This is a genomic window from Sorangium sp. So ce302 (assembly GCF_051530145.1).
Taxonomy (GTDB): Bacteria; Myxococcota_A; Polyangia; order Polyangiales; family Polyangiaceae; genus Sorangium; species Sorangium cellulosum_B.
On the sequence record NZ_CP150326.1, the window covers coordinates 4,091,527 to 4,103,834 of the forward strand.

Here is a 12,308-nt window from a genome sequence, read left to right on the forward strand (position 1 = left end):
CGTCTGTTAAAACGGATGTCGCGTCTGTGATGAGAGACGCCGGGCGTCCGACCCCGGCCGCTGGCCGTTGGCCCATTGGGCCGAGAGGCGGTGGGGTCGTCGTGTGTGCGCGCCTGAAACCTTGAGGGCTTGTAATGGACATTCGCGTGACAGAGGCGGACGTCGTCGTCGTGGGCGGCGGCAGCGCAGGCTCCACTGCAGCGGTGGAGGCGCAACAGCGGTTGCCCCGGGGGAGGGTCGTCCTCCTCGAGAAGGCGCATATCAAGCGGAGCGGCGCCATCGCGATAGGCATGGATGGGCTGAACAACGCCATCATCCCAGGGCACGCGACGCCGGAGCAGTACGTGAAGGAGATCACGGTGGCCAACGACGGCATCGTGAACCAGCGCGCCGTCTATGAATATGCGCGCAACAGCTTCGCGATGATCCAGGAGCTCGACTCCTGGGGCGTGAAGTTCCAGAAGACGCGATCGGGCGATTTCGACGTCAAGAAGGTCCACCACAACGGGAGCTATGTCCTCCCGATGCCCGAGGGCTACGATCTCAAGAAGATCCTGACGCGCATGGTCAAGCGCGCCGGCGTGAAGGTCGTCAACCGCGTGATGGCGACGCGGATCCTCGTGACCGACGGGCACGTCGCCGGGGTGATCGGCTTCGACACCCGGGAAGGACAACTCGAGATCATCAAGGCGAGGGCGGTCATCCTGTGCTGCGGCGCCTCGGGGCGGCTCGGGCTGCCGGCGTCGGGCTACCTCCACGGGACGTACGAGAACCCGTCCAACGCGGGAGACGGCTACTCGATGGCGTACCACGCGGGCGCCGAGCTCTCGGGCATCGAGTGCTTCCAGGTGAACCCGCTCATCAAGGACTACAACGGTCCGGCGTGCGCGTACGTGACAGGCCCGCTCGGCGGGCACACGGTCAACGCGCGGGGGCACCGCTTCATCGAGAGCGATTACTGGAGCGGGCAGATGATGCTCGAGTTCTACCGGGAGCTCCACTCCGCGAACGGCCCCGTGTACCTGAAGCTCACCCACCTCGCCCCGGAGACGATCACCGAGGTCGAGCGGGTCCTGCACCAGACGGAGCGCCCGAGCCGCGGGCGCTTCCACGAGGGGAGGGGGCACAGCTACGCGAGCGATCTCGTCGAGATGCACATCTCCGAGATCGGCCTGTGCAGCGGGCACAGCGCGTCGGGGGTCTGGGTCAACGAGAAGGGCGAGACCACGGTGCCCGGGCTCTACGCCGCCGGCGACATGGCGTGCGTGCCGCACAACTACCTGCTCGGCGCGCTCACCTACGGGAAGATCTGCGCCCAGAGCGCGCTCGATTACCTCGAGCGCGCGCCCGCGGTCGAGCCGCTCGCCGCCGCGGTCGACGCCGAGCGGGAGCGCATCCTCGCCCCCCTCTCGCGGCGGAGCGGGGTGGCGCCGCACCAGTACGAATACAAGGTGCGGCGCCTGGTGAACGATTATCTCCAGCCGCCCAAGACGGGGAACAAGATGACGCTCGGGCTCGAGTACTTCCTGCGGGCGAAGGAGGAGCTCGAGGAGGTCACCGCGGAGAGCCCCCACGAGCTCATGCGGGTGATGGAGTGCCATTTCATCCGCGACTGCGCGGAGATGGCGGCGCGCGCGTCGCTGTACCGGACCGAGAGCCGCTGGGGCCTCTACCACTACCGGCTCGATTACCCCGAGATGGACGACCGAAGCTGGTTCACGCACGTGCACCTGAAGAAGGACGAGCGCGGCGAGATGGTCGCCTTCAAGAGGCCGGTGGAGCCTTATCTCTTCCCGATCAACGACGGCGAGCGCGCGGCCTACCACCGGCTGCGCATCCCGGCCGAGGAGCAGCGCGCGTCGGCCTGACGAGCGAGCGAGAACGCGAGAACACGAGGTCAATCAAGCGATGGGTCACCTGCTCAACCGCGAATCCGTCAAGGCGCAGAGCGCCAGGTCCGTGGGCCACGCCGAGGCCGCCGTGCGGCTCGATCTGCCTGTCGTCATCGACGAGGCGTCGTGCATCAAGGGCTGCCGCATCTGCATCGACTCGTGCCCGGTCGATTGCCTCGCGATCGATCCCGAGACGAAGAAGGCCCGAATGGCCTACGACGAGTGCTGGTATTGCCTCGCGTGCGAGATCGATTGCCCCAAAGAGGCCATCACCGTGAAGATCCCCTTTCTCATCCGATAACGACCCCACGGCAGAGACGACATGACACAGCCTTCGCTCGCGCAGGATCTCGAGGGTATCCTCGGGGATCCCGACCCCGGCGCGCGCCAGCTGGCGCTGACGCAGATAGAGGATCTCTCGGATCCGGAGATCTTCCACCCCCTGATCGCGGCCGTCCGCGACGAGGATCCGACGGTGCGGGCGCTCGCGCTCGGGCACCTCGAGGATCTCGGCGACGCCCGCGCGGTGCCCGCCGTCGTCGGGGCGCTCGACGACGAGGACGCCCGCGTGCGGGAGGCGGCCGCCACGGCGCTCCGCGAGATCCGCGGGGCAGACGCCGCCACGCACCTCATCGACGCGCTGGGGCACACGAGCCCGTTCGTCCGCACCTCGGTGATCGTGGCGCTCCGCGAGATCCGCGACCCGCGGGCGCTCGCGCCCCTCGAAGGGGCGCTCGGCGACCCGGATCCCGAGGTGCGGCGCGAGGCGGTCCTCGCCCTGGCCTACCTGCGGCGGCCCGAGTCCGCGCCGGCGCTCCGCCCGAGCCTGCGCGATCCCGACGCGCGGGTGCGGCAGGTGGCGATCGGCGCGCTCGAGTCGTTCGGCGCGCGGGGTAATACCGCGCTCGTCCAGGACCTCGTGGGGCTGCTCTCCGATCCGGACTGGCGGGTGCGGGTCGAGGCCGCCATCGTGCTCGGCCGCTCGGCGCACGGCCTCGCGGCGCCGCACCTCCGGAGCGCGCTCGACGACGGCGCCTGGCAGGTCCGGAAGGAGGCGGCGCTCGCGCTCGGGCGGCTCCGGGCCGCCTCGGCCACGGAGGACCTCGTCGGGCTGCTCGGGAGCGATCTCGCGGATCTGCGCAAGGCGGCCGCGCAGGCGCTCGGCGAGATCGAGGCGGCGGCCGCGGAGGCGCCGCTCCGCCGGCTGCTCGGCGACGCCGACGTCGAGGTGCGGAAGGCGGCGGGGCGCGCGCTCGAGGCCATCCGGACGGGAATCGGACGAGGCAACGAACGACATGAGACCTTTGCGAGGGATTGAACCGATGACCAGGGCACTCCGCGCGCTCGCCTTCCTCAGCTTCCTCGCGGCGGTCGTCGCCGGGCTGTCGTGCAAGCCCGAGGCGAAGCAGACGATCCGGATCGCGATCGGGACGCAGGACACGACCATCAATTGCGCCACCGGCGGGCTGCTCATCCGGGAGCTCAAGCTGCTCGAGAAGCACCTGCCGAGGGACGGCAAGTACAAGGACGTCACCTACGAGATCGAGTGGAAGGACTTCACCTCGGGGCCGCCGCTGACGACCGAGATGGTGGCCGAGAAGCTCGATATCGGCGCGATGGCCGACTTCCCCGGCGTTCTGAACGGCGTGGCGTTCCAGAAGCAGGGGAGCCGCAGCCGCTTCATCGCCACGCTCTCCGGCAGCGCGCTGGGGAGCGGCAACGGGATCGTCGTGCCGAGCGACTCCCCGGCCCAGGGCCTGAAGGACCTCAAAGGCAAGCAGATCTCGGTGCCGTTCGGGTCGTCGGCCCACGGCATGCTGCTCCGGGCGATCCGCGATCTCGGCTGGGACCCGGACAGGGACGTGACGCTCGTCTCGCAGTCGCCGGAGGTGGGCGGCTCGTCGCTCAAGGCGAACAAGATCGACGCGCACGCGGATTTCGTCCCGTTCGCGGAGCTCTTCCCCTTCCGCGGCTTCGCCCGGAAGATCTACGACGGCTCCGGCGTGAAGGTGCCGACGGCGCACGGCGTGCTGGTGCGCGAGGCGTACGCGGAGAAATACCCGGAGATCGTCGTGGCCTTCCTCAAGGCGGCGCTCGAGGCCGACCGCCTGTTCGCGGAGGAGCCCGAGAAGCACAGCGAGCTCATCGAGAAGGTGACCGGGGTGGACGCCGAGGTCGCCTACATGTTCCACGGTCCGCTCGGCATCCAGACGCGGGACTTCACGATCAAACCCGAGGTCCGCCGCGCCCTCCAGGTGGCGGTCGACACGCTCACGCTGCTGAAGCGCACGGACACGACCCTCGATGTCGGCACGTTCGTGGACGACCGGTACATCCGGCGCGCGGCGGCGGAGCTCGGGCTCGACTACGAGGCGCGGCTCGCGAGCTACGCGAAGCTCCCGCTGTCCGGGAAGGACGCGCTGTCCGGGGAGCCGATCGCCGAGCCGACGCTCGTCGCGCAGATCTGGGTCGCGGGCGAGCCGAAGGTGCGCGCGTACGCCAGCCCGGGCACGGCGCTCGCCGCGCTCGGGCAGCTGACGACCGAGGGCAAGGAGATCCGCGCGGTGTTCGTGCACGATCGCGCGAGCGGGGTGAAGCTCCTGGCCGATCGCGCGTGGTACGCGAGGCGCCCGGACGGCGGCCTGTCGGCGTTCCTGGCGAAGGAGGACGCGGAGCGGTGGGCCGCGGAGAACGGCGCGGCGGTCGTCGACTTCGCGACCCTGCGGGCCGAGCGCGCGAAGCTCACGGCGGCGGCGCCATGACGATGATCTCCGAGCGCAGCGCGCCGGCCGGGGCGGAGCTCGCCGGGGGCGCGGCCTTCGCGCCCGCCCCGGCGAGCGCGGCCCGGCGGGGCGCGTCGTCCCCCGCGCCGGCGACGACGCGCCGCGACCTCCGCCGCGCCTCCGTGCGCGCCGTGTCCGTGGCGGCGTGCGTCGGCCTCTGGCAGTGGGCGTCGATGACCCGCGCGGATCTCGGCGTCGTCACGTTCCTCAACGTGCCTGCGCCGACCGACGTCCTCGCCGCGGCGCGGGAGCTCTTCGCCTCGCCGAAGCTGTGGCAGCACCTCGGGAACAGCGTGTTCCGCGTCCTCGCGGGGTTCGCCGCCGCGGGCGCCACGGGGGTCGTGCTCGGGCTCCTCATCGGCAGGTCGCGGCTCGCCGAGGACACCCTGCTGCCGCCGCTCGAGATCCTGCGCCCCATCCCCGGCGTCGCCTGGCTCCCGCTCGCGATCCTGATGTTCCCGTCGGCCGAGCTGAGCATGATCTTCATCACGTACATGGGCGCGCTGTTCCCGATCCTGATCGCGACGATCCACGGCGTGGGCGCGCTCGATCCGCGGCTCATCGCGAGCTCCCGCAGCCTGGGCGCGCGCCCGCTCCGCCTGTTCCTCGAGGTGGTCCTGCCGGGCGCGCTGCCGAGCATCGTCACGGGGATGAGCATCGGCATGGGGACGTCCTGGTTCTGCCTCGTGACCGCCGAGATGATCGGGGGGCAGTACGGCATCGGCTACTTCACCTGGGAGTCGTACAACTTGCAGCGTTATCCGGACATCGTCCTCGGCATGCTGCTCATCGGCCTGCTCGGCATGGTCAGCAGCGCGCTCGTCCTGCGGGCCGGCGCGTGGCTCACCCCGTGGCAAGAGCCCAAGGAGAAGGGCCGATGACGCTCGACGCGAACCGCGCGGCGCGCCGGGAGAGCCCGGGGGGCGCCGTGGAGATCCGCGGCCTGTCCGTGGCCCTCGGGACGGGCGCCCGCCGCGTCGAGGCGGTGCGCGACCTCGACCTCCGCGTCGAGGGCGGCGAGCTGGTGAGCCTCCTCGGCCCGTCCGGGTGCGGGAAGTCGACGATCCTGAACGCCGTCGCCGGGTACGTGGCGCCGGAGCGCGGCAGCATCGTCGTCGGCGGCGAGCGGGTCGAGGGGCCGGGGCCGGCGCGCGGCATGGTCTTCCAGCAGAGCTCGCTGCTCCCCTGGAAGACCGTGCTGAACAACGTCGGCTTCGGCCTCAAGGTGCGCGGCGTCCCCGAGCGCGAGCGCCGGGAGGCGTCCCGGCGCCTGCTCTCGCTGGTCGGGCTGTCGGGGTTCGAGGACGCCTATCCGGCGCAGCTCTCCGGCGGCATGCAGCAGCGCGTGGAGATCGCGCGCGTGCTGATCACGGAGCCGCGCGTCGTGCTGATGGACGAGCCGTTCAGCGCGCTGGACGCCCAGACCAGGCTCTCGATGCAGGAGCTCTTGCTCGACGTCTTCCGCCAGGTGCGCACGACGGTGCTGTTCGTCACGCACGACATCGACGAGGCCATCTTCCTGTCCGACCGCATCGCCCTCATGACCCGCCGCCCCTGCTGCGTCGGCGCGGAGATCGCGGTGCCGTTCGGGAGGCCGAGGACCGCGGCGATCGTGGGCTCCGGCGAGTTCGCGGCGATCAAGCGGCGGTGCCTCGAGGCCCTCCGCGACGAGCGCGCGGCCGCCGCGCACCGCCACGACCTGGAGGCCCAGACCAGCGCGTGAGGCGCGGGCCGGCGCGCCGTGCCCGGGCCGCGGGGGCGCGGCGCCTCGGGCCGGCGGCTCCGGTCCTCTCGTACGCGCTTGATGTCCCGGGCGTTCCTCCTTACTACCGAGGCCGAGAGGAGTGATCCCGATGCTCAAGAGATTCCTGCGGGTAACCGACGTGCCGTTCTCGGCCTCGGTCGGGCTGCTCGCGCTGCGCGTCGTTATCGGCGTCGCGTTCATGTTTCACGGCTGGGGGAAGATCCAGGCCCCCTTCAGCTGGATGGGGCCCACCGCGCCCGTTCCGGGGTTCTTGCAAGGGCTGGCCGCGCTCTCGGAGTTCGGGGGCGGCCTTGCCTGGATCCTCGGCCTCCTGACGCCGGTCGCGTCGCTGGGCCTCGCCGCCACCATGGTCGTCGCGGTCTTGATGCACGTGTCGCGCGGCGATCCGTTCTTCGCGATGGGCGGACCCGCGTACGAGACGGCGGCGGTCTACCTCGCCATCTCGGTTGCGCTCCTCCTCGTCGGCCCGGGGAGGCTCTCCGTCGACGCGGCGGTCTTCGGGACGAAGCAGCGCTGAGCGCTCGCGCGCGCCCTCGCGCGATCCGCGCGAGGGCATCGCCGCCAGAGCTCGTGCGTCCGAGCCGAGCGCCGCTGCGCGCTCCGTCCGGCACGGCGGATGAGGTCGGCGCAGGCCCGGAGCGCCTGATCCATCTGCGTCGGACAGCGCGTGCGCCGTCCGGTTTGCGCGTCTGAATTGCGCAGGTCGAGCCGCGCCGTCCCGGTAGCCCGGCACTATGCTCTGGCCGGGAGGACCCGATGGGAGACGGGGCGATCGTGCCTTCGAGCGGCGCGCGACGCGGTGTCGCCGTCGCGGCGACCTGCCCGCTCGTCCTTGGGTGCGTCGCCCTGCTCGGCTGGTGGATCGGGTCGACCCCCCTCATCTCCATCGCGGACGGCCTGCCGAGCATGGTGCCCAACACCGCGGTCGCCCTCGTCCTGTCGGGGGCGTCGCTCTGGGCGCTGGGCGTGCGAGAGCGCCCGGCCCCCGTCCGCTGGCTGGGACAGGCGTGCGCCGGCGTCGTCGTCGCGCTCGGCCTCGCGGTCCTCCTGCAGTACGTCTTCGCGTGGGATCTCGGCATCGATCGCCTGCTGCCCGCGGGGCACGTGGATTTCCCGAGCAAGTTCCCCGGCAGGCCGTCGCCGAACACCGCGCTCTGCTTCTTCCTGATCGGCCTTTCGCTCCTCTCGCTGCCCCTGAAGACGCGGCGAGCGTGCCTGCTCCTGGAGTGGAGCGCGCTCCTCGCCGCGGCGTTCGCGATGACCGCGCTGACCGGTTATGTGTTCGGCGTCGGCTACTTCTACGGGCTGCCGCCGCTCCTGCCGTTCACGGGCATGGCGCTCCACTCCGCGCTCGCCTTTGTCGCCCTCTCCTCCGGGCTCCTCATGGCGCGGCCCGATTGCATGACGCTCTCCACGCTGACGGCCAAGGGGCCCGGAGGCATCCTGCTGCGGCGCCTCCTGCCCTACATCATCCTCATTCCGCTCGTGATCGGCCGTGTCTTCCTGGTGGGCGCGGATCTCGGAGTTTACCACATCGCGGCGTCGTTCGCGTTCGCCTCCGCCATCACGACGCTGCTGCTCGGGGCCATGCTCTGGGTCAGCGCGGCGCGCATGAACCTCCTCGACGAGGCGCGGCAGCGCGCCGAGGAGGCGCGCGCCTTCCTCGCGACCGTCGCGCAGGCCTCGGATGACGCCGTGATCGGCACCTCCCTCGACGGGACCATCCTGAGCTGGAACCCGGCGGCGGAGCGCCTTTACGGCTACGACGCCGGCGAGGTGATCGGGACGAAGCTGCCCGTCCTGTACCCGCACGAGCGTGCCGGCGAGGCGGAGGCCGTCCTCGCGCGCCTGCGCCGCGGCGAGCGCGTCGAGCGCTTCGAGGCCGTGTGCCGGACCAAGCGCGGGCAGAGCATCCATATCGAGGTCACGGTGTCGTCGATCGTCGACGCATCGGGCCGCGTCACCGGCGTCTCGACGATCTGCCGCGACATCGGGCGCCGCAAGGCGATGGAGGCCGAGGTCGCGAGCGCGCACGAGGCGGAGCGGCGCCTCCGCTCGCAGATCGAGGCGATCGGCGCCGCGAGCGCGGCGGCCTCGGAGGCGCTGGCGAGCCTGCCGCGCTCCGAGTCGGGGGTGCGCTCCGTGCTGGAGGTCTTGACGCGGCACGCGAAGGAGATCGTGGGCGCCGATTACGCGGCGCTCGGCATCGGAGAGGACAGCCAGCGGCCGTTCGACGCCTGGGTCCCGAGCGGCGTCCCCGCGGAGCGGATCGCGCAGATCGGCGCGATCCCGCGGCCCGTGGGCGTCCTCGGCGCGGTGGTCCGCGAGGGCCGCACGCTCCGGCTCGCCGACGTGCGCGCGCACCCCGCCTATATCGGCCTGCCGCCGCACCACCACCCGATCGAGGCATTCCTGGGCGTTCCGATCAGGTTTCACGGCCGGAGCGTGGGCAACCTGTACCTCGGCAAGCGCCCCGGCCGCCCGCCGTTCACCGAGGACGACGAGCGGGTCGCGGACCTGCTCGTCGACCGGACCTGCGGCGTCCTCGAGACCGCGCGGCTGTACCGGGCCGAGGCGAACGAGCGAAAGCGGCTCGAGGCGGTCGTCGAGCAGCTGCCTGAAGCGGCGATCCTGGTCGACGCCAAGGGGCGGCTCATCAGCTGCAACAAGCTCGCGCTCCAGTACGCGTCGAGCGGCGTGCGCGATCCCGATCCCTGGGGCAACCGGCTGTGCTTCGAGCACAGGACGCCGGCGGGAGAGCCCCTCGTCTGGGACGAGCGCCCGCTGATCCGGGCCCTCGAGCGCGGCGACGTCGTGACGGGCGCCGAAGGGCTCTTGCGGCGCCCCGACCGGGGCCTCGTCCCGGTGCTGGTCAACGCCGCGCCGGTGCGCTCGGACGACGGTGAGCTCCAGGGCGCCGTCGCCGTCTTTCAGGACATCTCGGCGCTCAAGGAGATGGAGCGGCAGCGTCAGGAGTGGATCGGCGTCATCGCGCACGATCTCCGCCAGCCCATCCAGGTCATCGCGACCGCGAGCCAGCTCCTGGGTCGCGCGGCCGTCGAGCAGCCTGTCGCGGACGGCCAGAAGCAGCTCGCCAGGATCACCTCGTCCATCGAGCGGCTGCGCCGCATGATCGACGACCTCCTCGACGCCTCGCGGATCGAGGCGCGGCAGCTCACGCTGGATCGTTCGCCGGTCAATCTGCGCGCGCAGCTCGGCGAGATCCTCGAGAAGTCGGCCGAGGTGACCGCGGGCCACGCCCTGCGGCTGGAGGTGAAGGGCGATGTGCCCGCCGTCCTGGCGGACCCCGGGCGGCTGGAGCAGATCGTCACCAACCTGCTCTCCAACGCGGCCAAGTACGGTCGACCGGAGGGCGACATCGCGGTCACGGTCAGCGCAGAGCGGGCCAGCGCGCACATCGCGGTGACCAACTGGGGCGGTGGTATCCCGGAGGCGTCGCTCCCGTACCTGTTCAAGCGCTTCTCGCGCGCGCCCGAGGTCGATCCGCGCAGCGTCCGCGGCGTCGGTCTCGGCCTCTACATCACGAAGGGCCTCGTCGAGGCCCACGGGGGCACCATCTCCGTCGAGAGCAGCCCTGGCGGCGCGACGACATTCCGCTTCTCGCTGCCGTTCGCGCCCGAGGCCGCGCGAGCCGCCGGGGCGTAGCGCGCAGTCAGCCCCTCTCTGCCCCTCTCTCCTGCTTCCTGCTCCACCGGCGACCCCATCCCGAGAAGGGGGCTTTCAGGCGAGCTCGTCAATCCGCCATCGGCGAGCTCGTCAATCGGTTCTCCCAATCCTCCCAAGACCGCAGAGACATTTGTCCTGCCGCTGTCCGTTCTCCGTATTCCGTTTTGCGGTGCTGCCATCCTTTCGCAGGTTTCTACGGCTCAGATCGTCAGAATGATGGCAGAAGGAACTTCCTGAGGTTCGTATCCTTGCTACACCTGAGATCCGCTCCGGCCCGACGCCGGAGCAGTAAGGTGGCGCAGCAGTGAATTCCTGGTTCTTGCAGGTGAGTAAGCGGCTGGGGCCCGCGGGGCGCCGGCTCTGGGTGCTTGGGTTCATGGGGGTGGTGCTTGCGGTCACGCTGGGGCTCGCGCTGCGCGCGGCGCGCGAGTCGTCCGCGCAGCGCACGGCGAGTTACACCGAGCTCCTCCAGATCGCGCAGGCGGGGCAAGCGACCGCGGTCGAGGTGAGCGGGGATCGCTTCCTCGTGCGTCAGGCGGGCGGCGCCGCGGTGACGGCCGTCGTCGACGAGCCGACGCTCCGGCAGGAGCTGGTCTCCCGGTTCGCGGGCGCCGGCGCCTCTGTCGACTTCGCCTCCCGGGAGGATCCGTCGCGCGCCGCGTCCGCGGTGCTCCCGGTGGTCGTGCTCGCCGCGGTCGGCTTCGCGCTCTTCACGGTGAGCCGGCGGCGCAGCCCGAAGGTCTTCTCGGACGTGAAGGCCGGGGCGGCGCGGGCGGTGGTGCGCTTCGCCGACGTCGCGGGGATGCACGAGGTCAAGCAGGAGCTCGCCGAGACGGTCGAGTTCCTGAAGAGCCCCGATCGCTTCGCGCGCCTCGGTGGCCGCCCGCCGCGCGGCGTGCTGCTGACGGGCGAGCCCGGGACCGGCAAGACGCTGCTCGCGCGCGCCGTCGCGTGCGAGGCGGGCGTGCGGTTCCTCTCGGCGTCGGGGTCGAGCTTCCAGGAGATGTTCGTCGGCGTGGGCGCCTCCCGCGTCCGCGCGCTCTTCGCCGAGGCGCGCAAGTCCGCGCCGTGCATCGTCTTCATCGACGAGATCGACGCCGTGGGGCGGGCTCGCGCGAAGGGGCACGGCGACTCCGCCTCCGCGGAGCACGACCAGACGCTGAACCAGCTGCTCGTCGAGATGGACGGGTTTGACCACGAGACCGGCATCGTGGTCATCGCGTCGACCAACCGCGCCGACATGCTCGACCCGGCGCTGCTCCGGCCGGGGCGCTTCGACCGCAAGGTCACCGTGCCGCTCCCCGACGTGCGCGGCCGCGAGGAGATCCTCAACGTCCACGCCGGGCCGATCCCGCTCCAGGGGGAGGTCGATCTCAGCTACATCGCCCGCGGCACGCCGGGCTTCTCGGGCGCCGACCTGGCCAACCTCCTGAACGAGGCGGCCATCCTCGCGGCCCGCGAGGGCGCCGACGCGGTGGACCCGACGCACATCGACCGCGCGCGCGACCGGGTGCTCATGGGGCTCGAGCGCAAGGGGGTGCTCGTCGACGAGGACGAGCGTTATGCGACCGCCGTCCACGAGGCCGGGCACGTCGCGGTCGGGCTCCTCGCGCCGAGCTGCGATCCCGTGCACAAGGTGTCGATCCTGCCGCGGGGCCGCGCGCTCGGCGTGACCCAGGCGCTGCCCGAGAAGGATCGGCTGATGTACCGGAAAGAGTACCTCGAGGATCAGATCTGCATGCTGATGGGCGGCCGCGCCGCCGAGATGGTCGTCCTCGGGACGATGACGGCGGGCGCCTCGGACGACATCCAGCGCGCCTCGACGATCGCGTGGAAGATGGTCGCGGAGCTCGGCATGAGCCACCTCGGCCCCATCTGCGTCGGCGACGGGCACCCCTCGCGGAGCCCGGCCCTGCTCGACCGGGTCGACGAGACGGCGCGGGCGCTCACGGAAGCGCAGCTCTCGCGCGCCATCGAGATCGTGAGGTCCCGGCGAGGCGAGATCGAGGCGCTCGTCAGGGCGCTCCTCGAGAAGGAGACGCTCGGCATGGACGAGATCCAGGCCTGTTTCCCGGCCGATCGCAGGCCGCGCCCCGAAGGCCAGGCCGCCTGACCGGCGGAGGCTCGAGGACGCCGGAAAGGGAAGTCCTTTTCAGGCGTCCTCGGCGGCAGGCCGCCCGC

9 protein-coding genes are annotated in these 12,308 nt (G+C 71.4%); all 9 read left to right on the forward strand.

The window, feature by feature from the left end:
* The first annotated feature begins 134 nt into the window (after nt 1–134).
* The 9 genes from WME73_RS15625 to ftsH all read left to right on the forward strand — a co-directional run bounded on the left by WME73_RS15625 (nt 135) and on the right by ftsH (nt 12,240).
* Nucleotides 135–1,868 carry a fumarate reductase/succinate dehydrogenase flavoprotein subunit gene (locus WME73_RS15625; RefSeq protein ID WP_437746258.1) on the forward strand — a complete coding sequence of 578 codons (1,734 nt, stop codon included), beginning with the start codon at nt 135–137 and terminating at the stop codon, nt 1,866–1,868.
* A 40-nt stretch (nt 1,869–1,908) separates the two neighbouring features.
* On the forward strand, nt 1,909–2,193 hold the full coding sequence (locus tag WME73_RS15630) for a 4Fe-4S dicluster domain-containing protein (RefSeq protein WP_012235387.1): 285 nt from the start codon (nt 1,909–1,911) through the stop codon (nt 2,191–2,193).
* A gap of 21 nt (nt 2,194–2,214) precedes the next feature.
* On the forward strand, nt 2,215–3,210 hold the full coding sequence (locus WME73_RS15635) for a HEAT repeat domain-containing protein (protein WP_437916213.1): 996 nt from the start codon (nt 2,215–2,217) through the stop codon (nt 3,208–3,210).
* Between the two features lie 4 nt (nt 3,211–3,214).
* On the forward strand, nt 3,215–4,654 hold the full coding sequence (locus WME73_RS15640) for an ABC transporter substrate-binding protein (protein WP_437746260.1): 1,440 nt from the start codon (nt 3,215–3,217) through the stop codon (nt 4,652–4,654).
* A gap of 2 nt (nt 4,655–4,656) precedes the next feature.
* Entirely contained in the window at nt 4,657–5,556 is a 900-nt protein-coding gene (locus WME73_RS15645) for an ABC transporter permease (RefSeq protein ID WP_437917395.1), read from the forward strand.
* Nucleotides 5,553–6,398 carry an ABC transporter ATP-binding protein gene (locus WME73_RS15650; protein ID WP_437746261.1) on the forward strand — a complete coding sequence of 282 codons (846 nt, stop codon included), beginning with the start codon at nt 5,553–5,555 and terminating at the stop codon, nt 6,396–6,398. Before WME73_RS15645 ends, WME73_RS15650 begins: the two co-directional genes overlap by 4 nt.
* A 130-nt stretch (nt 6,399–6,528) precedes the next feature.
* Nucleotides 6,529–6,957: a DoxX family protein gene (locus WME73_RS15655; RefSeq protein ID WP_437746262.1), complete on the forward strand. Its 429-nt coding sequence runs from the start codon at nt 6,529–6,531 to the stop codon at nt 6,955–6,957.
* Between the two features lie 239 nt (nt 6,958–7,196).
* Entirely contained in the window at nt 7,197–10,106 is a 2,910-nt protein-coding gene (locus WME73_RS15660; protein ID WP_437916215.1) for a PAS domain S-box protein, read from the forward strand.
* A gap of 325 nt (nt 10,107–10,431) precedes the next feature.
* The gene (gene ftsH, locus WME73_RS15665; protein ID WP_437916216.1) at nt 10,432–12,240 is read left to right on the forward strand and encodes an ATP-dependent zinc metalloprotease FtsH; all 1,809 of its coding nucleotides are present in this window, start codon (nt 10,432–10,434) and stop codon (nt 12,238–12,240) included.
* Nucleotides 12,241–12,308 lie beyond the last annotated feature (68 nt).

Coding starts and splice junctions, on each gene's coding strand:
- WME73_RS15625 (WP_437746258.1), top strand. CDS start 135: ATGGACATTCGCGTGACAGAGGCGGACGTCGTCGTCGTGGGCGGCGGC.
- WME73_RS15630 (WP_012235387.1), top strand. CDS start 1,909: ATGGGTCACCTGCTCAACCGCGAATCCGTCAAGGCGCAGAGCGCCAGG.
- WME73_RS15635 (WP_437916213.1), top strand. CDS start 2,215: ATGACACAGCCTTCGCTCGCGCAGGATCTCGAGGGTATCCTCGGGGAT.
- WME73_RS15640 (WP_437746260.1), top strand. CDS start 3,215: ATGACCAGGGCACTCCGCGCGCTCGCCTTCCTCAGCTTCCTCGCGGCG.
- WME73_RS15645 (WP_437917395.1), top strand. CDS start 4,657: ATGATCTCCGAGCGCAGCGCGCCGGCCGGGGCGGAGCTCGCCGGGGGC.
- WME73_RS15650 (WP_437746261.1), top strand. CDS start 5,553: ATGACGCTCGACGCGAACCGCGCGGCGCGCCGGGAGAGCCCGGGGGGC.
- WME73_RS15655 (WP_437746262.1), top strand. CDS start 6,529: ATGCTCAAGAGATTCCTGCGGGTAACCGACGTGCCGTTCTCGGCCTCG.
- WME73_RS15660 (WP_437916215.1), top strand. CDS start 7,197: ATGGGAGACGGGGCGATCGTGCCTTCGAGCGGCGCGCGACGCGGTGTC.